The organism is Paraburkholderia sp. 31.1 (assembly GCF_014397645.1).
Classification (GTDB): domain Bacteria; phylum Pseudomonadota; class Gammaproteobacteria; order Burkholderiales; family Burkholderiaceae; genus Paraburkholderia; species Paraburkholderia tuberum.
Genome location: NZ_VZQN01000019.1, coordinates 80,632 through 104,964, shown reverse-complemented (window position 1 = coordinate 104,964; position 24,333 = coordinate 80,632). Strand labels below are relative to the sequence as shown.

Here is a 24,333-nt window from a genome sequence, read left to right as displayed (position 1 = left end):
CCATGCTAAAATTTTCATCATCCGAAATAAAAACGCGGAAATAAACGGCAATGAGCCGCGAACAATCGCGGCACCGCGCTTACCGGCGCGGGTTCGTCGTCGGGCGCACGAGGCGCGTTGAATCGAACCGGTTCGACATCATCTATCCTCTGCGTATTACGACGGGCTCACAACCTGGCCAAATGGCCAACGCGAGCCTCCAACGGTTGGCGGCGTCTCAAATCACACTCGAAATCATGGCTTTACTGAGCATCCTCAATTACCCGGACAAACGGCTGCACAAGGTGGCGAAGCCAGTCCCGGAGGTCAACGACCGTATCCGCCGTCTCGTCGCGGACATGGCCGAAACGATGTACGCGGCGCCCGGCGTCGGCCTCGCGGCCACCCAGGTGGACGTGCACGAACGCGTGATCGTGATCGACGTGTCGGAAACGCACGACGAACTGCTCGCGTTCATCAATCCGGAAATCGTCTGGTCGAGCGATGAGAGGAAGTTGTCGGAAGAGGGCTGCCTGTCGGTGCCCGGGATCTACGACAACGTCGAGCGTGCCGAGAAAGTGCGCGTGCGTGCGCTCAACGAGAAGGGCGAAACGTTCGAGCTCGATTGCGAGGGGCTGCTCGCCGTGTGCATTCAGCACGAAATGGATCACCTGATGGGCCACGTGTTCGTCGAGTATCTGTCGCCGCTGAAGCAAACGCGCATCAAGAGCAAGATGAAGAAGCTCGCCCACGCGATGTAACGCGCTTTCAACTTGCCTACCGCCCGATTCATGAGTCATTCGTTGCGCGTCATCTTTGCCGGCACACCGGAATTCGCCGCGGCCGCGCTGGCCGCGATTCATGGCGCCGGGTTTGCCGTGCCGCTCGTCTTGACGCAGCCGGACCGGCCGGCGGGTCGCGGCATGAAGCTGCAGGCGAGTCCGGTCAAGCGCTACGCGCAGGAGCACGGCCTCGCGGTTGCGCAGCCCGCGTCGCTGCGCCGCGCTGGCAAATATCCACAGGAAGCCGCCGCCGGCATCGAGCAACTGCGCGCGACGCCGCACGACGTGATGGTTGTCGCCGCCTACGGACTGATCCTGCCGCAGGAAGTGCTCGACATTCCGCGCTTCGGCTGCATCAACATCCACGCGTCGCTGCTGCCACGCTGGCGCGGCGCGGCGCCGATTCATCGCGCGATCGAGGCAGGCGACGCGCAAACCGGCATCACGCTGATGCAGATGGACGCTGGTCTCGACACCGGCGCGATGATTTCCGAAGTACGCACCCCCATCTCCGCCGACGACACCACCGCCACGCTGCACGACCGCCTCGCCGGGGACGGCGCGCAACTGATCGTCGACGCACTGATCGAGCTCGAGCGCAGCGGCAAGCTGACGTCGATCCCGCAACCGGCCGACGGCGTGACCTACGCCGAGAAAATCGCCAAGCACGAAGCGGCGCTCGACTGGCGCCGGCCGGCCGAGGCGCTTGCGCGTCAGGTGCGCGCGTTCGACCCGTTCCCCGGCGGCGCCGGTACGCTCGACGACGGCAGCACCGTCAAGATCTGGGCCGCCACCGCCGTGGCCTCGCCGGCGTCGGGCAGCAACAAGGCGCCAGGCACCATCGTCGAGGTTGCGCCCGACGGCGTGCTGGTCGCTTGCGGCGAAGGTGCACTGCGTCTGACGCAATTGCAGAAGCCCGGCGGCAAGCGCCTGCCGGTGCGCGAATTCCTTGCTGGCTCGCCGCTCGCCGCAGGCCAGCGCTTCCAGCTTCCCGAGGCGCAATAAGCGCGTCTCGCACGCCGGAGCATCGTCCATTCGGCCGGTGTTCTCCGCGCCCGCCGCGAGCGCGACGCGCGTTAGAATCCTCCATGCAGCAGACCAGGTTTTCGAGGGTGCATCACATGTTCGGCATCGTCCATTTCGAGTTTTTCATCGTCGCGGTTTTTCTCCTGAACATCACGCCGGGGCCGGATACCGCTTATATCGTCGGGCGCAGCGTCGCCCAGGGCCGCGGCGCGGGGCTGATGTCGGCGCTCGGCATTTCGGCGGGCTGCTGCATTCACTCGCTTGCCTGCACGTTTGGACTGACCGCGCTGCTGGCCGCGTCGGCTACGGCGTTCACCATCGTCAAATTCGTCGGCGCGATTTATCTGATCTATCTGGGGGTGCGCCTGATTTTCGCGAAGCCGGCCGCGGATGCGCCCGCCGGCGATGCGCGCGCGTCGTCCACGCCGAAGTCGCTGCGGCAGTTGTTCCTGCAAGGCTTCTGGACCAACGTTCTGAACCCGAAAGTCGTGCTGTTCTTCGTGTCGTTCTTCCCGCAATTCGTCACGACGGGCAGCGAACACAAGACCTTCGCGTTTCTCACGCTCGGCGCGGTCTTCGTGCTGATGAGCATGGTCTGGAACAGCTTCGTCGCGTGGATCGCGGGAAGCGTCACGCAGCGTTTCTCGGGCAAACCGGCGGTCAAGCGCTGGCTCGATCGCGGTGTCGGCAGCGCGTTCGTCGGCCTGGGCATCAAACTCGCGAGCGCCTCGCGATGATTGAATTTTCCCGCACCGCCCATATCTAACATTTTGCTTACAATCTGGCGCCGCAATCGCGCGGCACGGAGATGAAGGCCACGCTCGGGGCAAGGAGTTGCAGACATGTTTAACTGGGTGAAAACCGCGATGTTGATGGCCGCGATTACGGCCCTTTTCATCGTGATCGGCGGGATGATCGGCGGGTCGCGCGGCATGATGGTCGCGCTCGTGATCGCCCTTGGGATGAATTTCTTCTCGTACTGGTTCTCCGACAAGATGGTCCTGCGCATGTACAACGCGCAGGAAGTCGACGAAAACAGCGCGCCGCAGTTCTATCGGATGGTGCGCGATCTCGCCACGCGCGCGAACCTGCCGATGCCGCGCGTCTACCTGATCAACGAAGACGCGCCGAACGCGTTCGCCACCGGCCGCAACCCGGAGCACGCGGCAGTCGCGGCGACCACCGGCATTCTGCGCGTACTGTCCGAGCGCGAAATGCGCGGCGTAATGGCGCACGAACTCGCGCACGTGAAGCATCGCGACATTCTGATCTCGACGATTTCGGCGACCATGGCCGGCGCGATTTCCGCGTTGGCGAACTTCGCGATGTTCTTCGGCGGCCGCGACGAAAACGGCCGTCCCGCCAACCCGATCGCGAGCATCGCGGTTGCGCTGCTCGCGCCGATTGCGGGGGCGTTGATCCAGATGGCGATTTCGCGTGCGCGCGAATTCGAAGCCGACCGGGGCGGCGCGCAGATTTCGGGCGACCCGCAGGCACTGGCGTCGGCGCTCGACAAGATCCATCGCTATGCGAGCGGCATTCCGTTCCCGATGGCCGAGGCGCATCCGGCCACCGCGCAGATGATGATCATGAATCCGCTGTCGGGCGGCGGTATCGCGAGTCTGTTCTCGACGCACCCGGCGACCGAGGAACGCATCGCGCGTTTGATGGAAATGGCGCGCACCGGGCGCTTCGACTGAGGCGCCGCGTCGCTCGGCGCGTCGAGCCTGAAGTACTGAAGAGCGGGCCCGCGAGGCCCGCTTTTTTTCACACCGTTCGTCGCCACTGCACGACAGCGTCTGCGGCCACCACCCACGCATGGCAGCGCCCCACCGGCGCCACGCTACAATGTGCGCTGATTGCGCCGCGCGCACCGTGCGGCTTGCCCTTGCTCCCTTCATGACTCCAAAGCCTTCTTCGCGTTCTGCTTGCTCGTCGGCGCGTTCGCGCGAATCCCGTTTGTCGACGCTGCAACTGTCGCCCGAATCGCTCGGGTTCGCACTCGATTGCGCGGCCCAGGCCGTCGGCGCCGTGCGTCTCGGCGCGGCCTTGCCCGCGGCGCTGCAAAGCGTTTTCGTGGCGGTGCCCGAGGACAACGCCGCAGCGGCGCGCGGCGCGGTGCAGGATATCGCCTATCGCACGCTGCGCCGTCTCGCAACCGCCGAGTGGCTGATCGCGAAGCTGGTGAAGAAGGCGCCTACGCCGCACGTCGCGCATGTGCTCGCGTGCGCGCTCGCGCTGCTCGTCGACGACGAAGCGAGCGCCGCCTACACGCCGTTCACGGTCGTCGACCAGGCGGTCAGGGTGATTGGCGCGCGTCGCGAGTTCGCGTTCGCGAAGGGGCTCGTCAACGCGGTGCTGCGCAACTTCTTGCGCGAGCGCGACACGTTGCTCGCCTCGGTGCAAGCCGATGAAGTAGCGCGCTGGAACTATCCGGCCTGGTGGATCGACGCGGTGAAGCGCGCATGGCCCGAGGCGTGGCAATCGGTGCTGGCCGCCGGCAACACGCAAGGTCCGCTGACGTTGCGCGTGAACGCGCGCCATTCGACGGTCGACGCCTATCTGCAAGTGCTGCAACGCCAGCAGATCGCCGCAAGCAAGGCTGGCGAGTACGCGGTCACGCTCGCGACGCCAATGCCGGTCGAGCGCATTCCGGGCTTCAGCGAAGGTGTCGTGTCCGTGCAGGACGCAGGGGCGCAACTCGCCGCGCAATTGCTCGGCGTGCGCGACGGCATGCGCGTGCTCGACGCATGCGCGGCCCCTGGCGGCAAGACCGGGCATCTGCTCGAACTCGCCAACATTCAAGTGGTCGCGCTCGAAAGCGATGCGTCTCGCGCGCGCCGCATCGGCGAAAACCTGCGGCGTCTGAAGCTCGAAGCGGAAGTGCGCATCGGCGACGCGGGCAAGCCCGCGCAATGGCACGACGACCTCGACCAGCCGTTCGACCGCATCCTCGCCGACGTGCCGTGCTCGGCGTCGGGCATCGTGCGGCGTCATCCGGATATTCGCTGGCTGCGTCGTCAGTCCGATATCGCCGCGCTCGTCGCCGAACAGCGCCGCATTCTCGACGCGCTGTGGCCGCTCGTGAAACCGGGCGGCGAGTTGCTTTACGTCACCTGTTCGATCTTCCCCGAAGAGGGCGAGTTGCAGGCACAGTGGTTTGGAAACCAGCACCAGGATGCGGTACGATTGGACGCGCCGGGGCAGCTTTTACCCTCAGTTGCCCGCGCGCCCGCCGACCCATCGGCCGGTTCTCATGCTGGACGACCCGCTGAATTCAGCGCCGGCACGAACTCAGACCACGACGGATTTTTCTACGCGCGCTTTCAGAAACGGTGACCATAAAACGCTTCTTCCCGCTTCGGCTCGCTGCCGTGCTCTGGATCGCGCTGGCCGTCTGGCTTGCAGCGCCGGGCGCGGCGCACGCTGACTCGATCGCGGTGCAGCGGGCGTCGCTGCAGGCCGACAACGGCGGCTGGAGTCTCGACGCGCATTTCGAATTCGAGCTGAACAGCAATCTCGAAGACGCGGTCAACAAAGGCATTCCGCTTTATTTCACGACCGATTTCGAACTGAGCCGGCCGCGCTGGTACTGGTTCGACGAGCAGCCGGTCAGCGTGTCGCAAAGTTTGCGGCTGTCGTTCCAGCCACTCACGCGCGAATATCGCGTGTCGAGCGTGCAGTCGGGCGGCTTGCAGCTCGGCTTTTCCACGCTCAACGATGCGCTCGCGGTGATCAAACACGTGACGTCGTGGCACGTGATCGACCGCAATCAGGTGCGGGTCGGTGAAACCTATAACGCGTCCGTGCGCATGCAACTCGACATCGGGCTGATGCCCAAGCCGTTCCAGATCGACGCGGTGAACAACCGCGACTGGAACCTCGCCTCCGATTGGAAGCGCTTCACTTTCACGGCCGCCGATCGTGCTAAATAAAGTGCGCTCATCTTCCACCAGTGTCAGCAGCATCGTCGTGCGCGTGCTCGTGTCGACGGTCGCGGTGACGGCCGTGTTGCTGCTCGTGTTGCTGGCCGCGGCCAGCGCGAACACCGAATTCTTCGACCGCTATTACCAGTGGCTGTATGCGGCCAACGTCGCGGTCGCGTTGATCTTTCTGCTGGTGGTGGCGACGCTCGTCGTCATCATCATCGTGCGACTACGCACGGGCAAATTCGGCACACGGCTGCTCGCGAAGCTCGCGTTCTTCATGGCGCTGGTCGGTGTGGTGCCGGGCGGCATCATCTACATCGTGTCGTATCAGTTCGTGTCGCGCAGCATCGAGTCGTGGTTCGACGTGAACGTCGAAACCGCGCTCGCGTCCGGCCTCAACCTCGGGCGCGGCATGCTCGACGCGTCGCTGTCCGATCTGCAGACGAAGGCGCGTCTGATGTCCGAGCAGCTCGCGAGCGCGGATGCGGCCGGCACCACGTTGACGCTGCTGCGTTTGCGCGACCAGTTCGGTGTGCAGGACGCGACGATCGTCGAGCCGACCCGCAGCATGTCTGGCGCGACGCCGGACATGCACGTGGTCGCGCAGGCGTCCGGCAACTACGCGATGCTGCTGCCGAACGATCTGCCGACACCGCTGATGATCGAGCAGGCGCGTGGCCACGGCTATGCGGCGATCGAAGGCGAAGTGGACGGCGATCCGAATGCGCACGGCGGCAAGGGAGCGCTGCGTCTGCGCGTGGTGCAGCGTATTCCCGATGCCAACGCGTCGCTATTGCAGCCCGCCGAGCGCTTCCTGCAACTGACGCAGCCGGTCTCGACGACACTCGCGCGCAATGCCGACTCGGTGCAGCGCGCGTATCGCGAGTATCAGGAGAAGGCGCTCGGCCGCACCGGCCTGCGCAAGATGTACATCGGCACGCTGACCCTGTCGCTGTTTCTCGCGACCTTCATCGCGATGATGCTCGCGCTGGCGCTCGGCAATCAGCTCGCGCGGCCGCTATTCCTGCTCGCGCAGGGCACGAAGGAAATTACCGAGGGCGACTACACGCCAAAGCGCGAGATCAAGTCGCGCGACGAACTCGGTTTCCTCACGCAGTCGTTCAATGCGATGACGCGGCAGTTGTCGGAAGCGCGCGGGGCGGTCGAGAAAAATCGTATCGCGCTCGAGCATTCGAAGGCGTATCTCGAGAGCATCCTCGCGAACCTGACCGCGGGTGTGTTCGTGTTCGACCGGCAATTCCGGCTGACCACCGCGAATCGAGGCGCCGAGCGGATTTTCCGTCAGCCGTTCCAGACGGCGCTCGGCTCGTCGCTCGATCAGATCGGCGTGCTCGGCGAATTCGGCGCGATTGTGCGCAAGGCATTCGCCGATCGCGAAGCGGCGAGTGAAGACGGCCATGACGACAACGGCCATTGGCAGCAGCAGTTCTCGGTGCCGGTGCCCGGCGAAACCGAGCCGCTCACGCTGCTCGTGCGCGGCGCGCGCCTCCTCGCGGCGAACGAGCGCGACGCTGAAGGCATGCAGACCGCGGGCTACGTGATCGTGTTCGACGACATCTCCGACGTGATCTCCGCGCAGCGTTCGATCGCATGGGGCGAAGTCGCGCGGCGCCTCGCGCACGAGATCAAGAATCCGCTCACGCCGATTCAACTGTCGGCCGAACGATTGCAGATGAAGCTCGCCGACAAGCTCGCGCCGTCGGATGCGGACGTGCTGAAGCGCGGCGCGACGACGATCGTCAATCAGGTCGCCGCGATGAAGCAGATGGTCGACGATTTCCGCGACTACGCGCGCACACCGCCCGCGGTACTCGCGCATCTGCAATTGAATGGTCTGGTCAGCGAGGTGCTCACGCTGTACGGTATCGAAGAAGGCAAGGGCGCGATCCAGGTCGAGCTGGCGGCCTTGCCCGCGATACGCGGCGACGCGACGCAGTTGCGTCAGGTGATCCACAACCTGCTGCAGAACGCGCAGGACGCGGTCGCCGAAGTCGCGCATCCGCGTGTTTTGCTCGAGACGAGGACAGTAGAATACGGAGACCCCGACGCGCAAGGCAAGGCGCGCGTCGCGGTCCGTCTGACAGTGTCGGACAACGGACCAGGCTTCCCCGCGCGTATCCTCACGCGCGCGTTCGAGCCGTACGTGACGACCAAGGCCAAGGGTACGGGTCTGGGACTTGCGATGGTCAAGAAGATCGTCGACGAACATGGCGCGCGCATCGACATTCGCAATCGCATGAAGGCCGGCGACGTGATCGAAGGCGCGCAGATTTCGATTCTCTTCCTTCAACTGGCGGACGACTCCGCGCAGCCGGGTGCACCTGGTTCGGGTGCCCATCCGGCGCACGGCGGCGCGTCGCAGGGAACGACAAAAGCAACAGTGCAGACAAGGGCAGCGTAAATGGCAACCATCCTGGTGGTAGATGATGAAATGGGCATCCGGGAACTGCTCTCGGAGATCCTCAGCGACGAGGGACACGTCGTGGAGGCCGCTGAAAACGCGCAGGAGGCGCGCGAGTTCCGTCTGCGTCAGGCGCCGGACCTCGTGCTGCTCGACATCTGGATGCCGGACACCGACGGCGTGACGCTGCTCAAGGAATGGGCCGCGCAAGGTCAATTGACGATGCCCGTGATCATGATGTCCGGTCACGCGACGATCGACACCGCGGTCGAGGCCACCAAGATCGGCGCGCTCAACTTCCTCGAAAAGCCGATCGCGTTGCAGAAGCTACTAAAGGCGGTAGAGCAGGGACTCGCGCGTGGTAACGCGGCGGCCGTGCCTGGCGGCGTGGCTGCGAAGCCGGCGTTGCCGGTCAGCGCATCGTCAGTCGCGTCGGCGGCCGCGTTGCCGATACTGTCGTCCGATGGCGTCGGCGGCGGCACGCTCGTCGCGCAAACCGCGTCGATCTCGTTCGACATTCCGCTGCGCGATGCGCGCGATGCGTTCGAGCGCGCGTACTTCGAATATCACCTCGCGCGCGAGAACGGCAGCATGACGCGTGTCGCGGAGAAGACCGGTCTCGAGCGCACGCATCTTTATCGCAAGCTGAAGCAACTCGGCGTCGATCTCGGCAAGAACAAAGGGGAGTGAGCGCCACGTGTTGCATGCGAACGCGGCCCGGCAGATTATTTATGAAAGGGCTTGCTGAACTGCGGATCGCTTGATATAGTTTCGTTCTTCGTTGGCCCGGTAGCTCAGTTGGTAGAGCAGCGGATTGAAAATCCGCGTGTCGGTGGTTCGATTCCGCCCCAGGCCACCAGGATTCAGCCCCAGGAAATCGCAAGATTCCCTGGGGCTTTTCCGTTTGGCGGACAAGTCGTCACTTCGGCTTGCCATGCAGTTGAAGCCGCGCGCGTGGGACAGCTGGCGTCGGCGACATTCGGTGTCGCGTGATAAAATCGCGCCAGTTCAAGGACTTGCATGCAGGCGTCGGACGCGGTCGTGCACCGCGCGAATGCAGTGCCGAGCATGTCGCACCGAAGCACCCAATCCTTCGCCCGACGATCGGCGGTATAAGCGCCCAGTCACGTTCCCGCGCAACGCGCGACCTATACTGCTTTGGGCCGGCACAGTGCCGGCACACGTCGCGCCGCGTTGCTTGCATGGCGCGCCTCGCGCAGCGCGACGTGGCACTCTCATTCACGGAGTATCACGGTGATCCGCAAAGACGCTAAGCGTAGCGCGCTCGTGCTGTTTTCCGGCGGCCAGGATTCCGCCACGTGTCTCGCGTGGGCGCTCGACCGTTACGACACGGTCGAAACGGTCGGCTTCGATTATGGTCAGCGTCATCGTGTCGAACTCGAATGCCGCGAAGGATTCCGCCAGGCCGTCGTGCGTGCGTTTCCGGCCTGGGCCGATCGTCTCGGCGACGATCACACGATCGACCTGTCGCTGCTCGGCGCGATCAGCGACACCGCGATGACGCGCGAGATCGAAATCGAAGCCACGGCCAATGGGTTGCCGAACACGTTCGTGCCGGGCCGCAATCTGATGTTCATGACGATCGCCGCGGCCATCGCGTATCGGCGCGGTTTGCAGGTGCTGGTCGGCGGGATGTGCGAGACGGACTTCTCGGGCTACCCCGATTGCCGCGACGACACGATGAAGGCGCTGCAGGTCGCGCTGAATCTCGGCATGGACGCGCGTTTCGCGCTGGAGACGCCGCTGATGTGGCTCGACAAGGCCGACACGTGGCGCCTCGCGCGCGCGCTCGGCGGCGACGCATTGGTGGAACTGGTGCGCGTCGAGACGCATACCTGCTACGTCGGCGAACGGGCCGAGTTGCACTCATGGGGCTTCGGCTGCGGCGAATGCCCGGCATGCCGGTTGCGCAAACGTGGCTATGAGGCCTACCTCGCCGGCGAAAAAGTCACCGAGCCAGTCTGACGGCTCGCGCGAGAGCGCCCATCATTGAGCATCATTGATTCAGGAACACAGGACAGAAAGCAGCATGACGTACGCGGTCAAGGAAATTTTCTACACGTTGCAGGGCGAGGGCGCGAATGCCGGGCGGCCGGCCGTGTTCTGCCGTTTCGCGGGCTGCAATCTGTGGTCGGGCCGCGAAGAGGATCGCGCGGACGCCGTCTGCCGTTTCTGCGACACCGACTTCGTCGGCACCGACGGCGAGAACGGCGGCAAGTACCGCACACCTGACGAACTGGTCGCGATGATCGCGTCGCAATGGCCGCAAGGCGAGGGCGAACGCTTCGTCGTGTGCACCGGCGGCGAGCCGATGCTGCAGCTCGATCAGCCGCTCGTCGACGCGCTGCACGCGGCCGGCTTCGAGATCGCGATCGAGACCAACGGCTCGCTGCCGGTGCTCGACACGATCGACTGGATCTGCGTGAGCCCGAAGGCCGACGCGCCGCTCGTCGTGACGAAGGGCAACGAACTGAAAGTCGTGATCCCGCAGGACAAGCAGCGCCTCGACGACTACGCCAAGCTCGACTTCGAGTATTTCCTCGTCCAGCCGATGGACGGCCCGTCGCGCGACATCAACACGAAGCTCGCGATCGACTGGTGCAAACGTCATCCGCAGTGGCGCCTGTCGATGCAGACTCACAAGTATCTGAACATTCCCTGATTTGCCGTGCTGACGATTACCCGAAAACTCGAATTCGACGCGGGCCACCGCATTCCCGATCACCGCAGCCAGTGCCGTAATCTGCACGGCCATCGCTACGTGCTCGAAATCACGCTGTTAGGCGATCTGGTCGACACCGAAGGCGCGCCCGATCGCGGCATGGTGATGGACTTCGCCGACGTGAAGTCGCTCGCCAACGAGCACTTGGTCGACAAGTGGGACCACGCGTTTCTCGTCTACGAAGGCGACACGCAGGTGCGTGGCTTCCTCGACAGCATGGCGGATCACAAGACGGTCGTGATCGATCGCATTCCGACCGTCGAAAACCTCGCCGCGGTTGCGTTCGACATTCTCGCGAACGTCTACGACGCGCACTACGGCGTGAACCTGCGCCTGCACAAAGTGCGTCTGTACGAGACGCCGAATTGCTGGGCCGAGGTGGTCCGCGACTCGCTTCCCACCTGAATCCACGCCCCGCCGGGCGAACGAACTTCTCGCGTTATTGTCACGGTATGATCGTTCCGACCAACACACGGAGCGAGACATGCCGGTCACCGCATCGCGTCGCAGCAGGCAACGAGGCCGTCAGCGCCCCGGTGCCTGCCTGATCCACTATCTGGCCCCGCTTCGCATTGCAAACCTGCGCGAGGCCAGCCGATGAGCACCTTCACCAACTCCCTCAAACAACGTCTGAAGGACAACGCGCCGCTGATCGGGCTGTGGTTGTCGCTCGGCAGCGAGGCCGCCGCCGAAGCACTCGCGCACGCCGGCTTCGACTGGCTGCTGATCGACATGGAGCACGCGCCCAACGATAGCGGCGGCGTCGAGTCGCAATTGCGCGCGATTGCCGCCGCCCATCTGCCGAGCGAGCCGGTGGTGCGGGTGCCCGCGAGCGAGCCGTGGCTCGTCAAGCGCGTGCTCGACGCCGGCGCGCGCACGCTGATGTTCCCGAACATCGAATCCGCTGAAGACGCGGCACGCGCCGTGCGGCTCACCCAATATCCGACCGCCGAGGCGCTCGACGGCCTGCGCGGCGTCGCGGGCGTCGTGCGCGCGGCCGGTTACGGCATGCGGCGTGATTACGTGCAGACGGCCAACGCACAGATCGCGACGATTGTGCAGATCGAATCGGCGCGCGGCTTGCAGGAGGTCGAGCAGATCGCGGCGACGCCGGGCGTCGATTGCCTGTTCGTCGGGCCGGCCGATCTGGCCGCGAGCCTTGGTCATCTCGGCGACGCGAAACACGCGGACGTGCAGGCGGCGATGGCGCGTATCGTCAGCGCGGCGGACAAGGCCGGCATTGCCGCCGGCATCTTCGCGATGGACGTGGCGAGCGCGCGGCAGCATCGCGACGCCGGTTTTCGCTTCGTCGCGCTAGCCGCCGACGTGATCTGGATGTTGCGCGCGACGCGCCAGGCATTACAGGAGGTGAGGTCATGAACGGCAGAGTGCAGAGGGGCGCCGGGCGGATGATCACGCGAGTGACCGCGCAAGTGAGCATGGCGGTGGCGCTGCTCGCGACTGGGGCGTGGAACGCCGCGTATGCACAGGATCACGTCGCCAAGGCGAACGATCCGCAGACGCAATCCGCGGTGGCCGACTACAACGCCGGTAACCTTGGCGCGGCGCTGAGCGAATTCCGCCAGGCCGCCGAGCGCGGCAGCCGGCTTGCGCAGTTCAACTACGCGATGATGCTGCTCAACGGCGAAGGCACGCCGGTCAACGTCGACGAAGGCAAGAAGTGGCTGCGCAAGGCCGCCGACGCGAACATGTCGCACGCACAATACGTGTACGGCAAGATGTACGACGATGGCGAGTTCGTCGGGCGCGATCCGGTGGAGGCGCATCGCTGGTTCATGAAGGCGGCCGCGCAGGGCCATGTGCAGGCGGAGCTCGCACTCGCGAATCAGTTCCTCGACGGACGCGGTACCGAGCGTGACAACAAGCAGGCGTTCGTCTGGTACAAGAAAGCGGCGCAGGGCGGCGACATGACCGCGCAGTACGTGACCGGCTCGTTCTACGAGCGTGGCGGCGATGGCGTCGACCGGAATCTGAATGTGGCGCGCGCATATTACGCGGCCGCGGCGGCGCAGGGCGATCCGGCCGCGCGCCTGAAGTATCAGCAGTTGAGCGCGCAGCTGCGCGATCAGAAGGAAGTGAAGCCGCAGTAATGAAGCAGCAAAAAAGCAAAAAGGGCGCTCGCAGCGAGCGCCCTTTTTTGCATTGTCGTTTGCTAGCGTGCCGCTAGCTACGGGTTAGCTCTGCATCAACCGCTTCTGTCGCGCGACGCTCATGATCAGCCCGATCGCGACGCCCAATGTAGTCAGCGCGGTGCCACCGTAACTCATGAACGGCAACGGCACGCCGACCACCGGCAGAATCCCGCTCACCATGCCGATATTGACGAACGCGTACGTGAAGAATGCCATCGTCAACGAGCCGGCCAATAATCGCCCGAACAATGTCGCGCCGTTGGCCGCGATGTAGAGCCCGCGCGCGATCAATAGCATGTACAGCGTGAGCAGCACGATTCCGCCTGCCAAACCGAACTCTTCCGAAAACACCGCGAAGATGAAGTCGGTGTGCTTCTCGGGGATGAACTCCAGATGCGCCTGCGTACCCTTCAGCCAACCCTTGCCGAGCGGGCCGCCCGAGCCGATCGCGATCACCGCTTGAATCGTGTGGAAGCCTTTGCCGAGCGGGTCCGAGGTCGGATCGAGCAGCGTGCAGATGCGGTGCTTCTGGTAGTCGTGCATCAGTGGCCACTGCACTTCGGGCTGACAGATCTTGTCCTGGAACGCCGCGATCGACGCAACCGCAATCACGGCCGCGATCAGCACCGGCATGATCAGCTTGAAGCTCAGCCCCGCGAAGTAAATCACGAACAGGCCGGCCGCGAACACGAGCACGGCCGTGCCGAGGTCGGGCTGCTTCGCGATCAGGCCGACCGGCACGATCAGGATCACGAAGCCGACCAGGTAGTCGTACCAGCGCATCACGCCTTCGCGGCGCTGGTAGTACCAGGCGAGCATCAGCGGTGTGGCGATCTTCATGATTTCCGATGGCTGGATCACCACGCCGACGTTGATCCAGCGCTTCGCGCCCTTGCGCGTAAGGCCGAACATCGCGACCGCGACCAGTAGCGCGATCCCGAACGCGTAGAGCGGGACCGCGAAGCGCATCAGCGTATTGGGCGGCACATTGGCGAGCCCCCACATCAGCACGAAGGTGAGCAGGATGTTGCGCAACTGGTCTTCGACGCGGCCCGGCATATCGAGCGTCGCGCTGTACAGCGTGACGATGCCGACGCACAGCAGCAGAAACACGATCAGTGCGAGCGGACGGTCGAAGCCTACGAACATCCGCTTGATGCGCTCGAGCCAGGCGCGCTTGTCGAATTGCATGCCTTTCTCCTTATTCGTCGATGCCGCCGGCGGCCGGCTGGCGCGGCGACGCGCCCTGGAAGCTGTCCTCGCGCGATGGTGCCGCGACGCTCGGCGCCGGCTCGCTTGCCGGACGGGGTTGGTGCGGGGCGCCGGACGTACGCGACGCGGATTTCTTTGCCGCGGACGAAGCCGACGCCGGCTTCGCCGCCGAGGCCGCGCGCGCCGCGGTGGCCGAAGCCGCTGCCGGCGCGCCAGCCGACGCCGCCACCGGCGCAGACGCGCCATTCGCGCCCGAAGCCGCAACGGCCGCCGACGCACCGGAGGCCACCGCGGCAGCCGCCGCCCCTGGCATCGGCAGTGCCTTGAAGCCCGCCGCAATCTTGAGCGGCTGAGCGCCATCATGCGAGGCCGGCGTATCACCGACCTGCGGCGCGGATGCTTCGAGCGTGGTCGATGCCGCTACCGCGACCGCCGCTTCTTCCGCGCCGGGCTTGTTCTTGCCGACCAGGTAATAGTCGAGCACCCTGCGCGCAATCGGACCGGCCGCCTCCGCGCCCCAGCCGCCGTTTTCGACGACCAGCGCGAGTGCGATCTTCGGTTGATCGGCCGGCGCGAAGGCGATGAACAGCGCGTGATCGCGCAAATTCTCCGCAACCGCGTGACCTTTGTAGTTCGCGCCTTGCAGCGAGTACACCTGCGCGGTACCGGTCTTGCCGGCCGCCTGATATGGCGCGCCCGCGAATACTTTGGCCGCCGTGCCGTTCGTGACCACGCCTTCCATCGCGCGCTTGATGAAGTCGATGTCCTGCTGCTTGACCGCGATCTTGTCGCTCGGATCGCGCACCACCGGCCGCGTGTCCTTCGTGATCGGATTCTCGATGTCGCGCACGAGGTGCGGCTTCATCACGACGCCGTTGTTCGCGAGCGTTGCGGTGGCATGGGCGAGCTGCAGGATCGTGAACGAGTTGTAGCCCTGGCCGATGCCGAGGCTGACCGTTTCGCCTTCGTACCACTTCTGCTGCTCGGGGCGGCGGTACGCGTGGCGCTTCCAGTCGGTCGACGGCAGGATGCCCTTCGCTTCGCCGGCGATGTCGATGCCGGTGATCTGCCCGAAGCCCCACGGCTTCATGAAATTCGCGATGTTGTTGACGCCGAGATCGTGCGCGAGCATGTAGAAGTACGTGTCGTTCGACACGACGATCGCGCGGTTCATGTCGATCCAGCCTTGGCCCGAGCGCACGTCGTTGCGGAACGTGTGGCCGCCGAACGTGTAGTAACCGGGGTCCTGGAAGCCCCAGCTCGGCGTGCGCTTATGCAGCGTCAGCGCGGCGAGCGCCATGAACGGCTTGTAGGTCGAGCCCGGCGGATAGGTGCCGTGCAGCGGCCGGTTCAGGAGCGGATGGTCGGGCGAGTTGTTCAGCTCGTCCCAGGTCTGCTGGTCGATGCCGTCGACGAAGGAATTCGGATCGAAGCTCGGCGCCGACACGAAAGCGAGCACGTCGCCGGTGGACGGCTCGATCGCGACGAGCGCGCCGCGGTGTCCGGCGAACGCCTGCTCGGCGACCTGCTGAAGGCCGATGTCGAGCGACAGCACGAGGTTGTTGCCCGGGGTCGCCTGGGTGCGCGACAGCGTACGCACCGGGCGGCCGCCCGCCGTCACCTCGACTTCCTCGAAACCGGTCTGGCCGTGCAGCTCGGTCTCGTAGCTCTGCTCGACGCCGATCTTGCCGATGTAATCGGTGCCCTTGTAGTTGTTCGCGTCAAGACGCGGATCGTAGTGATCCGGATCGCTGTCGTTCTGATCGCTGGCGTCGTCGATGCGGTCCTGGTCGCGTTGCGAAATCCGTCCGATGTAGCCGATCACGTGCGCGGCGGTCGGCCCGAGCGGGTACTGGCGGAACAGCCGCGCGCGCACTTCGACGCCAGGGAAGCGGAAGCGCTGCGCGGTGAAGCGCGCGACTTCGTCGTCGGTCAGGCGCGTGCGGATCGGCAGACTTTCGAAGTTCTTCGAGTCTTCCTGCAGCTTCTTGAAGCGGCGACGGTCGCGCGCATCGATCGACACGACGGTGGCGAGGTTGTCGATCACGTTATCGAGCGTGTCGTTCAGCTTCGACGGGGTGATTTCAAGCGTATAGGCCGAGTAGTTCTTCGCGAGCACGACGCCGTTCCGGTCGGTGATGATGCCGCGGTTCGGCACGATCGGCGCGACGGAGATGCGGTTTTCATCGGCTTGCAGCGAGTACTTGCTGTAGTGCCAGACCTGCAGGAACAGGAAGCGGAAGCCGATCAGCCCGAAGCAGACAAACACGAACAGGCCCGCCGCCGCGACGCGCAGGCGGAATTTCGTGAGCTGCTGTTGAGTGTCCTTGAATTCGGTCATGCGATTCTGCAAAAGGCCGGCATGCGGCCATCAAGAGTGTGCGCCCAAACTGGCCGCGGCCGGTGGGCCCGATGCGGGATCAAATGGGGCGCGTATCGTCCGGGTCGGCGGGGCGGCGCTGCGGCATCAGCAGCAAGATGCTGGCGACCGGCCATAGCGCCGCTTCGACGAAACCGTCGATCAGATAACTCCAGCCCGGAAACGCCGCGCCGGTCAACAACCGGATCACGAACGGCACCAGTTGCGCGACGACGAGCAGCGGCATCACCGCGAACATTTGCACGCCGAGCGACATCCACAGCACGCGGCGGTGAATCGTGATCGCGCCGTACGAGAGCAGCGTGTAGGCGAGCGCGTGCTCGCCGAGCAGGCTCGCGTTGTGCACGTCCATCAGCAGACCGAGCAGAAACGCGATGCCCATGCCCACCTTGCGCGGCTGATGGACATTCCAGAACAGCAGCACGAGTGCGACGAAATCGGGCACGCCGGCGAGACGCCCCCACGGCATCAGGTTCAGCAGGAACGCGGAAGCGAGGCTGAACGCGATGAAGTACGGGTTGACAGGCTGCAGGATGTATTGCGGGCGATTCATGGCTGAGCCCCCGGCTCGGCTTGCGGCTTCACGTTCTTCGCGGCGGCCGGCTTTTCGGCTTTCCTGTCGGCTGCGGGCTTGTCGGACTTCTTGTCGGCCGCAGCTTTGCCCGGCGCCTTTTCCACGGATTTGGCTGCGGGCTTTTCGGTCGCCGCTTTGTCGGCAGCGTTCCTGTCGGCTGGCCTGGCGGCGGATTTGTCCGCCGCGCCCTTGCCGTCCGCTGCTTTGGCGCCCTTCTTCGCTTTCGCTTCCTTCGCGACGGTTGCCGCGTCGGGTTCGTCCGCCGGGCGCGGCGGCGCGTTGTTCTGGACGTGCAGCACGAGCACCTGACGCGCACCGCGCACCGCGGCGACCGGCAGACTGACTACGCGCGCAAACGCGGTGTCGGCCTGCTTGTCGACGCGCACGACCTTCGCGACCGGCAGCCCCGGCGGATACACGCCGTCGAGGCCGCTCGTGACGAGCTCGTCGCCGGTCTGGACGTCGGCGCTGATCGGCACGAAGCGCAGATCGAGCGTGTCGCCCTTCGGCGTACCGTAGATCACGCTGCGCAAGCCGGTGCGCAGAATTTCGACCGGCACCGCCTGGTCCTTGTCCGTCAGCAGCGTGACTTCGGCCTGCAGCGGGAACACCCGTGTGACCTGGCCGATCACGCCATCTTCGTCGACGACCGGCGAGCCGTTCTGGATGCCTTGCTGCGCGCCGCGTCCGATCACGACCTTCTGCGTGAACGGATCGCGCGTGTCGTACTGGATTTCGGCGGGCAGCGATTGCGTGGTGAGGCTCTGCGACAGTTGCATCAGCGCGCGCAGATGGCCATTTTCGGCGGCGAGCGACGCGGCCAGATTGGCCTGCTGCGACAGCCGCAGATCCTTCGCGCGCAGCTTCGCGTTCTCGTCGCGCAGCGTGGCGCTCGTCACGGCGAGGTCGGCGGCGCCCATGAAGATGTCGCGCGGCACGAGCGCTGCGCGCTGCAAAGGATAAAGACCCGCGCCGAGCACGCCGCGGACGATTTCGAGCGTCTGGAAGCGGGCATCGGAGATCAGCAGGGCGAGCGCCAGCACGACGAAGAACACCAGTCGGGCCAGAGCGGAGGGGCCTTGCTTGAACAGGGGCGGCGGACTGTATTCCATGGTCGGCGCCGGGGGCGTGAGCGGTTGGGTGAGACGGCGACGCGCAAGGCGCGCGCGGTCAGCGTGCGGAGGCTGGTCGGCCCAGCCAACGACAAAGCGGCCCGCAAGGGGCCGTGTGCCAGATCCGCGCTACTGACATGGGAGGAAGGCTCGCTTACTCGTACGAGAAGATGCTGCCGAGCTTGTCCATGCGTTCGAGCGCCATGCCCGAGCCGCGCACGACGCAGGTCAGCGGGTCTTCGGCGACGAGCACCGGCAGGCCGGTTTCTTCGGCGAGCAGGCGATCGAGGTCGCGCAGCAGCGCGCCACCGCCGGTCAGCATCATGCCGCGCTCGGCGATGTCCGCGCCGAGTTCCGGCGGCGTCTGTTCCAGTGCGATCTTCACCGACGACACGATCTGGTTCAGCGGATCGGTCAGCGCTTCGAGGATTTCGTTGCTGGAGATCGTGAAGCTGCGCGGAATGCCTTCCGACAGATTGCGGCCCTTCACTTCCATTTCCTTGACTTCGGAGCCCGGGAACGCGGAGCCGATTTCCTTCTTGATGGCTTCGGCGGTCTGTTCGCCGATCAGCATGCCGTAGTTGCGGCGGATGTAGTTGACGATCGCTTCGTCGAACTTGTCGCCGCCGACGCGCACCGAGCCCTTGTACACGATGCCGCCGAGCGAGATCACGCCGACTTCCGTCGTGCCGCCGCCGATGTCGACGACCATCGAACCCGTTGCTTCCGACACCGGCAGGCCCGCGCCGATCGCGGCAGCCATCGGCTCTTCGATCAGATACACCTGCGAGGCGCCCGCGCCGTGCGCGGCTTCCTTGATCGCGCGACGCTCGACCTGGGTCGAACCGCACGGCACGCAGATGATGATCCGAGGCGACGGCGAGAACATGCGCGATTCGTGAGCAGTCTTGATGAACTGCTTGATCATCTGCTCGGTGACGGTGAAGTCGGCGATCACGCCGTCTTTCATCGGGCGGATCGCCTCGATGTTGCCCGGCACCTTGCCGAGCATCTGCTTGGCTTCCTTGCCGACTGCCTGAATGGTCTTCTTGCCGTTGGGGCCGCCTTCCTGGCGGATCGACACGACCGACGGTTCGTCGAGAACGATGCCCTTGCCGCGCATGTAGATAAGGGTGTTGGCGGTGCCGAGGTCAATCGCCAGATCGTTGGAGAAGTAGCTGCGCAAAAAACCGAACATTCAAAATCCTGTCTCGCTGGGGGCCGGGCCTCGCACCGTATGCGTAGGGCGGCAGCGGAAAAATAACAGCTTCAACCGGGCGGTAGCGACGCCACATGAACTTGAAGCCGCGGGGGAGTCTACCGGAGGCCGTTGCAAAGCCAGGGCGGAAAGCGCCGGACGTTCTTGGAATTGTCCGCAAGGCCTTGGTAAGTCGGTCCGGGTTTGGGTCGAACGCGTAATGATACCTTATAATTTTGGATGTTTTGAAGGAAACGGAGCGCACATTTTGTCATTGCCGCTCCTTTTTCAGGATTGTCCTATCTTGTCGTAACCCGCTGTTACAACGCGACTTTTTAACTGTTGTGACATTCCACCCTTTCCGGTGACTGCATGGCTCTGACCCTGACCGATGTAAAACGCATCGCGCATCTCGCGCGACTCGAACTGGCCGATGCCGACGCCGAGCACACGCGTGCCCAGCTCAATGATTTTTTCGGCCTCGTCGAGCAGATGCAGGCGGTCGATACCACCGGCATCGCGCCGCTTGCCCACCCGATCGAGCAGATCGAAGACGTCGCGCTGCGTCTGCGTGACGACGCCGTCACGGAGACGGTCGAGCGCGAGGCTTTCCAGCGCCCCGCGCCGGCCGTTCAGGACGGCCTGTACCTCGTGCCGAAGGTGATCGAATAAGACCCGCCCGGCAGACGCCGGGTCTGGCGTCTGCGCGAGCCTCCGTGGTCCAGACGCGCGTCCTCGCCGCGAACCTTGCCGGACCGGTCTGCCGACGGGCAACCGAAGGCCTCCACGGCGGCGTGACCACGCTGCCGCGCTTTCCAGGATAAAACGCAATGCATGAAAAAAGTTTGAGCGAACTGCGCGCTGCGCTCGCGGCCAAGGAATGCTCCGCAGTCGAACTGGCGCAGCTGTACCTGAAGCGGATCGACGCGGCCAATAGCCTGAACGCGTTCATTCAGGTCGATCCGGAACTGACGCTCGCGCAGGCGAAAGCCGCCGACGCGCTGCTGCACACCGGCCATGCGGGCCCGCTGGTCGGCCTGCCGATTGCGCACAAGGACGTGTTCGTCACGAAGGGCTGGCGCTCCACGGCCGGCTCGAAGATGCTTGCGAACTACGAAAGCCCGTTCGACGCGACCGTGGTCGCGCGTCTGCAGAACGCCGGCATGGTGTGCGTGGGCAAGACCAACATGGACGAGTTCGCGATGGGTTCGTCCAACGAGAATTCGTATTTCGGCGCCGTGCAGAATCCGTGGGACCGCAAGGCCGTGCCGGGCGGTTCGTCGGGCGGCTCGGCTGCCGCCGTGGCCGCGCGTCTCGCGCCCGCCGCGACCGGCACCGACACCGGCGGCTCGATCCGCCAGCCGGCGTCGTTCTCGGGCATCACCGGCATCAAGCCGACGTACGGCCGGGTGTCGCGCTACGGCATGATCGCGTTCGCGTCGTCGCTCGACCAGGGCGGCCCGATGGCGCAAAGCGCCGCGGACTGCGCGACGCTGCTCAACGCGATGGCCGGCTTCGACGAGCGCGATTCGACGAGCCTCTCGCACGAGCGCGAGGACTACACGCGCTATCTCGGCAAGTCGTGGCAGGACGGCGGCACGGACAAGCCGCTCGCCGGTCTGCGCATCGGCCTGCCGAAGGAGTATTTCGGCCCCGGTCTCGCCGACGACGTGCGCGCGTCGATCGACGCCGCCTTGAAGCAGTACGAAGCGCTCGGCGCGACGCTCGTCGAGGTGTCGCTGCCGAAGACCGAACTGTCGATCCCGGTCTACTACGTGATCGCGCCGGCCGAAGCATCGTCGAACCTGTCGCGTTTCGATGGCGTGCGCTTTGGCCATCGCGCGGCCGAGTACCGCGATCTGCTCGACATGTACAAGAAGTCGCGCGCCGAAGGCTTCGGCCCGGAAGTGAAGCGCCGCATTCTGGTCGGCACCTACGTGCTGTCGCACGGCTACTACGACGCGTACTACCTGCAGGCGCAGAAGATCCGCCGCATCATCGCGCAGGACTTCCAGCAAGCGTTCAAGCAGTGCGACGTGATCATGGGACCGGTCGCGCCGTCGGTGGCGTGGGACATCGGCGCGAAGGGCGACGATCCGGTGCAGATGTATCTGGCCGACATCTACACGCTGTCGGTGAGCCTCGCCGGCCTGCCTGGCATGAGCGTGCCGTGCGGTTTCGGCGCGGGCGCGAACGCGCAGCGTCCGGTCGGTCTGCAGATCATCGGCAACTATTTCAACGAAGCCCGGATGCTGCAGGTGGCCGACGCGTTCCAGCGCGCGACCGACTGGCACCGTCAGGCACCGGCAGGAGTGTGAGCACCATGACCAAACAATGGGAAGTCGTGATCGGTCTGGAGACCCACACGCAGTTGTCGACGCATTCGAAAATCTTCTCGGGCACCGCGACCCAATTCGGCGCCGCGCCGAACACGCAGGCCAGCCCCGTCGATCTGGCCCTGCCGGGCACGCTGCCGGTGATGAACCGCGGCGCGGTCGAACGCGCCATTCAGTTCGGCCTCGCGATCGGCGCAACGGTGGCGCCGCGCAGCATCTTCGCGCGCAAGAATTATTTCTACCCCGACCTGCCGAAGGGCTACCAGATCAGCCAGTACGAAATTCCCGTCGTGCAGGGCGGTCAGGTGACGATCCAGGTACCGGCCAATGAAAAGGCGGGCAAGGAAGCGTACGAGAAAACCGTCAACCTGACGCGCGCCCACCTCGAGGAAGACGCGGGCAAGTCGCTGCACGAAGACTTCGCGGGCATGACCGGCATCGACCTGAATCGCGCCGGCACGCCGCTGCTCGAAATCGTCACCGAGCCGGAAATGCGCAGCGCGGCCGAGGCCGTTGCCTACGCGAAGTCGCTGCACACGCTCGTCGTGTGGCTCGGCATCTGCGACGGCAACATGCAGGAAGGCTCGTTCCGCTGCGACGCGAACGTGTCGGTGCGTCCGGTCGGCCAGAAGGAATTCGGCACGCGCACCGAGACCAAGAACCTGAACTCGTTCCGCTTCCTCGAAGAAGCGATCCAGTACGAAGTGCGTCGCCAGATCGAACTGATCGAAGACGGCGGCACGGTGGTGCAGGAAACGCGTCTTTACGATCCGGACAAGCGCGAGACGCGTTCGATGCGCAGCAAGGAAGACGCGCATGACTACCGCTATTTCCCCGACCCCGACCTGATGCCGCTCATGATCGACGCCGCGTGGGTCGAGCGCGTGAAGAGCGAGATGCCGGAACTGCCGGAAGCGATCCAGCGGCGCTTCGTGTCGCAGTACGGACTCACGCCGTACGACGCGAACGTGCTGACATCGAGCAAGGCGACGGCCGCTTACTACGAAGCGGTGGTCGCCAAGTTCGGTGCGGCCAACGCGAAGGTCGCGGCGAACTGGGTGATGGGTGAAGTGTCGTCGCAACTCAACCGCGAAGGCCTCGACATTGCCGCGTGCCCGGTCTCGGCCGCGCAGCTGGCGCTGGTTCTGCAACGTATTGCCGACGGTACGATCTCGAACAAGATCGCGAAGGAAATCTTCCTCGCGATCTGGGAAGAGAAGGCCACCGACGAAGCCGCCGCCGATCGCATCATCGAGGCGAAAGGGTTGAAGCAGATTTCGGACACCGGCGCGCTCGAAGCGATCATCGACGAAGTGCTCGCCGCGAACCAGAAGTCGGTCGACGAATATCGCGCCGGCAAGGAAAAGGCGTTCAACGCGCTGATCGGCCAGGCGATGAAAGCAACCAAGGGTAAGGCCAACCCTGCTCAGGTCAATGAATTGCTCAAGAAGAAGTTGTCCTGAGTTGAAGTGCCGCGGGCCGGGCGTGATCGCGCCCGTGTCACCACGGGCCGTTGCCGGATCGAAGCAGGGCAACGGCCCGTTTTATTTTGCGGACTCGCTTCAGCCGGTTAAGCATAGGTAAGCGTAGACCTTGGAGTGTATGCATGACAAAGCAACCCGATCTCGACGATTTCCGCGTGCCGTATTTCGACGACGGCAAGAAGAAAAACCACTTCTCGCTCGACCATTTCGATCCGAAGGCGAAGCCGTTTTCGAGCGGCTCGAAAGACGCGGACCGCGCGCGTCTGTCGGAAGTAGGCCTGCTGCTCGACAACCTGCAGGAGCGGCTGCACGCGCAGCGCAAGCGCCGCGTTCTGCTAGTGCTGCAAGGCATGGACACGAGCGGCAAGGACGGCACGATCCGCGCGGTATTTCACGAAGTCGACCCGCTCGGCTTGCGCATCGTGCCGTTCAAGGCGCCGACGCCCGTCGAACTCGCGCACGACTTCCTGTGGCGCGTGCATTCGCAGGCACCCGCGGCCGGCGAGCTGACGATCTTCAACCGCAGTCACTACGAAGACCTGCTCGTGCCGACCGTGCTGGGCGCGCTCGACGCCGCGGCGTTCCAGCAGCGGTGCCGCCACATCCGTCAGTTCGAGGAGATGCTCGCCGACAGCGGCGCGACGATTCTCAAGTGCATGCTGCACATTTCAAGGGACGAGCAGCGTGTGCGTTTGCAGGAGCGCATCGACGATCCGCTGAAGCACTGGAAATTCGACGTGTCGGATCTCGAAGCGCGCAAGCAGTGGGACGCGTATCAGTCCGCGTATCGCGACACACTGGCCGCGACGTCGACGGAATATGCGCCGTGGTACGTGATTCCGGCCGAGTCGAAGACGCATCGCAACGTGATGGTCGCCGAACTGCTGCTGCGCACGCTCGACGCGCTGAAGCTCGAATATCCGCCGGCCAAGGAATCGCTGAAGGGCGTCAAGGTCGAGTGAACGCGGCCTTGCCCCTTGGCTTCAGAAACGAATCGAACAAA

Annotated in this window: 22 protein-coding genes and 1 tRNA gene; 18 read left to right on the top strand and 5 right to left on the bottom strand. The window is 64.8% G+C overall.

Annotation, left to right across the window (positions count from 1 at the left end):
• Positions 1–236 precede the first annotated feature (236 nt).
• The 14 genes from def to F6X37_RS16765 all read left to right on the top strand — a co-directional run bounded on the left by def (position 237) and on the right by F6X37_RS16765 (position 12,992).
• Complete coding sequence (def, locus tag F6X37_RS16830) at positions 237–740, top strand: peptide deformylase (RefSeq protein WP_090805503.1); 504 nt, start codon at positions 237–239, stop codon at positions 738–740.
• 30 nt (positions 741–770) lie between these two features.
• The gene (fmt, locus tag F6X37_RS16825; protein WP_187612108.1) at positions 771–1,766 is read left to right on the top strand and encodes a methionyl-tRNA formyltransferase; all 996 of its coding nucleotides are present in this window, start codon (positions 771–773) and stop codon (positions 1,764–1,766) included.
• A 116-nt stretch (positions 1,767–1,882) separates the two neighbouring features.
• Entirely contained in the window at positions 1,883–2,524 is a 642-nt protein-coding gene (locus F6X37_RS16820; RefSeq protein ID WP_090802243.1) for a LysE family translocator, read from the top strand.
• A gap of 105 nt (positions 2,525–2,629) precedes the next feature.
• Positions 2,630–3,487, top strand: a complete 858-nt coding sequence (htpX, locus tag F6X37_RS16815) for a zinc metalloprotease HtpX (protein WP_187612107.1) — start codon at positions 2,630–2,632, stop codon at positions 3,485–3,487.
• 199 nt (positions 3,488–3,686) lie between these two features.
• The gene (gene rsmB, locus F6X37_RS16810) at positions 3,687–5,126 is read left to right on the top strand and encodes a 16S rRNA (cytosine(967)-C(5))-methyltransferase RsmB (RefSeq protein ID WP_187612106.1); all 1,440 of its coding nucleotides are present in this window, start codon (positions 3,687–3,689) and stop codon (positions 5,124–5,126) included.
• Positions 5,123–5,722 (top strand): DUF4390 domain-containing protein, encoded by a 600-nt coding sequence (locus F6X37_RS16805; protein ID WP_090802240.1) that lies wholly within the window; start codon positions 5,123–5,125, stop codon positions 5,720–5,722. The genes rsmB and F6X37_RS16805 overlap by 4 nt, the downstream gene beginning before the upstream one ends.
• Positions 5,712–8,138, top strand: a complete 2,427-nt coding sequence (locus F6X37_RS16800) for a sensor histidine kinase (RefSeq protein WP_187612105.1) — start codon at positions 5,712–5,714, stop codon at positions 8,136–8,138. Before F6X37_RS16805 ends, F6X37_RS16800 begins: the two co-directional genes overlap by 11 nt.
• The gene (gene esaR, locus F6X37_RS16795; RefSeq protein WP_184051110.1) at positions 8,139–8,828 is read left to right on the top strand and encodes a response regulator transcription factor EsaR; all 690 of its coding nucleotides are present in this window, start codon (positions 8,139–8,141) and stop codon (positions 8,826–8,828) included.
• Between the two features lie 93 nt (positions 8,829–8,921).
• Positions 8,922–8,997: transfer RNA gene (locus tag F6X37_RS16790), tRNA-Phe, on the top strand.
• Positions 8,998–9,392: 395 nt separating this feature from the next.
• Positions 9,393–10,124, top strand: a complete 732-nt coding sequence (gene queC / locus F6X37_RS16785; protein ID WP_090802235.1) for a 7-cyano-7-deazaguanine synthase QueC — start codon at positions 9,393–9,395, stop codon at positions 10,122–10,124.
• A 64-nt stretch (positions 10,125–10,188) separates the two neighbouring features.
• Positions 10,189–10,821, top strand: coding sequence for a 7-carboxy-7-deazaguanine synthase (gene queE, locus F6X37_RS16780; protein ID WP_187612104.1), 633 nt, complete (start codon positions 10,189–10,191; stop codon positions 10,819–10,821).
• Between the two features lie 9 nt (positions 10,822–10,830).
• Positions 10,831–11,286, top strand: a complete 456-nt coding sequence (queD, locus tag F6X37_RS16775; RefSeq protein ID WP_090805502.1) for a 6-carboxytetrahydropterin synthase QueD — start codon at positions 10,831–10,833, stop codon at positions 11,284–11,286.
• A gap of 192 nt (positions 11,287–11,478) precedes the next feature.
• Positions 11,479–12,261, top strand: coding sequence for an HpcH/HpaI aldolase family protein (locus tag F6X37_RS16770; protein WP_187612103.1), 783 nt, complete (start codon positions 11,479–11,481; stop codon positions 12,259–12,261).
• On the top strand, positions 12,258–12,992 hold the full coding sequence (locus F6X37_RS16765) for a tetratricopeptide repeat protein (protein ID WP_187612102.1): 735 nt from the start codon (positions 12,258–12,260) through the stop codon (positions 12,990–12,992). The genes F6X37_RS16770 and F6X37_RS16765 overlap by 4 nt, the downstream gene beginning before the upstream one ends.
• A gap of 84 nt (positions 12,993–13,076) precedes the next feature.
• Here F6X37_RS16765 and rodA read toward each other — a convergent pair whose 3' ends face one another.
• The 5 genes from rodA to F6X37_RS16740 form a co-directional block, all read right to left on the bottom strand.
• Positions 13,077–14,225, bottom strand: a complete 1,149-nt coding sequence (gene rodA / locus F6X37_RS16760; RefSeq protein WP_187612101.1) for a rod shape-determining protein RodA — start codon at positions 14,223–14,225, stop codon at positions 13,077–13,079.
• A 10-nt stretch (positions 14,226–14,235) separates the two neighbouring features.
• Positions 14,236–16,587, bottom strand: a complete 2,352-nt coding sequence (gene mrdA / locus F6X37_RS16755) for a penicillin-binding protein 2 (protein ID WP_187612100.1) — start codon at positions 16,585–16,587, stop codon at positions 14,236–14,238.
• Positions 16,588–16,666: 79 nt separating this feature from the next.
• A complete protein-coding gene (gene mreD, locus F6X37_RS16750; protein WP_090802227.1) occupies positions 16,667–17,179 on the bottom strand; it encodes a rod shape-determining protein MreD in 513 nt (170 codons plus the stop codon).
• A complete protein-coding gene (gene mreC, locus F6X37_RS16745) occupies positions 17,176–18,312 on the bottom strand; it encodes a rod shape-determining protein MreC (RefSeq protein WP_187612099.1) in 1,137 nt (378 codons plus the stop codon). The genes mreD and mreC overlap by 4 nt, the downstream gene beginning before the upstream one ends.
• A gap of 154 nt (positions 18,313–18,466) precedes the next feature.
• Positions 18,467–19,510 carry a rod shape-determining protein gene (locus tag F6X37_RS16740; protein WP_004189550.1) on the bottom strand — a complete coding sequence of 348 codons (1,044 nt, stop codon included), beginning with the start codon at positions 19,508–19,510 and terminating at the stop codon, positions 18,467–18,469.
• A 372-nt stretch (positions 19,511–19,882) separates the two neighbouring features.
• On the opposite strand from F6X37_RS16740, the gene gatC reads away from it, so the two are divergent.
• From gatC to F6X37_RS16720, 4 genes are all read left to right on the top strand, one after another.
• Positions 19,883–20,182 (top strand): Asp-tRNA(Asn)/Glu-tRNA(Gln) amidotransferase subunit GatC, encoded by a 300-nt coding sequence (gene gatC, locus F6X37_RS16735; protein WP_018419087.1) that lies wholly within the window; start codon positions 19,883–19,885, stop codon positions 20,180–20,182.
• Between the two features lie 158 nt (positions 20,183–20,340).
• Entirely contained in the window at positions 20,341–21,828 is a 1,488-nt protein-coding gene (gatA, locus tag F6X37_RS16730) for an Asp-tRNA(Asn)/Glu-tRNA(Gln) amidotransferase subunit GatA (RefSeq protein WP_187612098.1), read from the top strand.
• Between the two features lie 5 nt (positions 21,829–21,833).
• The gene (gatB, locus tag F6X37_RS16725) at positions 21,834–23,309 is read left to right on the top strand and encodes an Asp-tRNA(Asn)/Glu-tRNA(Gln) amidotransferase subunit GatB (RefSeq protein WP_187612097.1); all 1,476 of its coding nucleotides are present in this window, start codon (positions 21,834–21,836) and stop codon (positions 23,307–23,309) included.
• 143 nt (positions 23,310–23,452) lie between these two features.
• Positions 23,453–24,292 (top strand): PPK2 family polyphosphate kinase, encoded by an 840-nt coding sequence (locus F6X37_RS16720; RefSeq protein WP_090802221.1) that lies wholly within the window; start codon positions 23,453–23,455, stop codon positions 24,290–24,292.
• Positions 24,293–24,333: the final 41 nt, after the last annotated feature.

Excerpts from the sequence above, each read along its gene's own strand:
- def (WP_090805503.1), top strand. The coding sequence starts at position 237 with ATGGCTTTACTGAGCATCCTCAATTACCCGGACAAACGGCTGCACAAG.
- fmt (WP_187612108.1), top strand. The coding sequence starts at position 771 with ATGAGTCATTCGTTGCGCGTCATCTTTGCCGGCACACCGGAATTCGCC.
- F6X37_RS16820 (WP_090802243.1), top strand. The coding sequence starts at position 1,883 with ATGTTCGGCATCGTCCATTTCGAGTTTTTCATCGTCGCGGTTTTTCTC.
- htpX (WP_187612107.1), top strand. The coding sequence starts at position 2,630 with ATGTTTAACTGGGTGAAAACCGCGATGTTGATGGCCGCGATTACGGCC.
- rsmB (WP_187612106.1), top strand. The coding sequence starts at position 3,687 with ATGACTCCAAAGCCTTCTTCGCGTTCTGCTTGCTCGTCGGCGCGTTCG.
- esaR (WP_184051110.1), top strand. The coding sequence starts at position 8,139 with ATGGCAACCATCCTGGTGGTAGATGATGAAATGGGCATCCGGGAACTG.
- queE (WP_187612104.1), top strand. The coding sequence starts at position 10,189 with ATGACGTACGCGGTCAAGGAAATTTTCTACACGTTGCAGGGCGAGGGC.
- F6X37_RS16770 (WP_187612103.1), top strand. The coding sequence starts at position 11,479 with ATGAGCACCTTCACCAACTCCCTCAAACAACGTCTGAAGGACAACGCG.
- F6X37_RS16765 (WP_187612102.1), top strand. The coding sequence starts at position 12,258 with ATGAACGGCAGAGTGCAGAGGGGCGCCGGGCGGATGATCACGCGAGTG.
- rodA (WP_187612101.1), bottom strand. The coding sequence starts at position 14,225 with ATGCAATTCGACAAGCGCGCCTGGCTCGAGCGCATCAAGCGGATGTTC.
- mrdA (WP_187612100.1), bottom strand. The coding sequence starts at position 16,587 with ATGACCGAATTCAAGGACACTCAACAGCAGCTCACGAAATTCCGCCTG.
- mreD (WP_090802227.1), bottom strand. The coding sequence starts at position 17,179 with ATGAATCGCCCGCAATACATCCTGCAGCCTGTCAACCCGTACTTCATC.
- mreC (WP_187612099.1), bottom strand. The coding sequence starts at position 18,312 with ATGGAATACAGTCCGCCGCCCCTGTTCAAGCAAGGCCCCTCCGCTCTG.
- F6X37_RS16740 (WP_004189550.1), bottom strand. The coding sequence starts at position 19,510 with ATGTTCGGTTTTTTGCGCAGCTACTTCTCCAACGATCTGGCGATTGAC.
- gatC (WP_018419087.1), top strand. The coding sequence starts at position 19,883 with ATGGCTCTGACCCTGACCGATGTAAAACGCATCGCGCATCTCGCGCGA.
- gatA (WP_187612098.1), top strand. The coding sequence starts at position 20,341 with ATGCATGAAAAAAGTTTGAGCGAACTGCGCGCTGCGCTCGCGGCCAAG.
- gatB (WP_187612097.1), top strand. The coding sequence starts at position 21,834 with ATGACCAAACAATGGGAAGTCGTGATCGGTCTGGAGACCCACACGCAG.
- F6X37_RS16720 (WP_090802221.1), top strand. The coding sequence starts at position 23,453 with ATGACAAAGCAACCCGATCTCGACGATTTCCGCGTGCCGTATTTCGAC.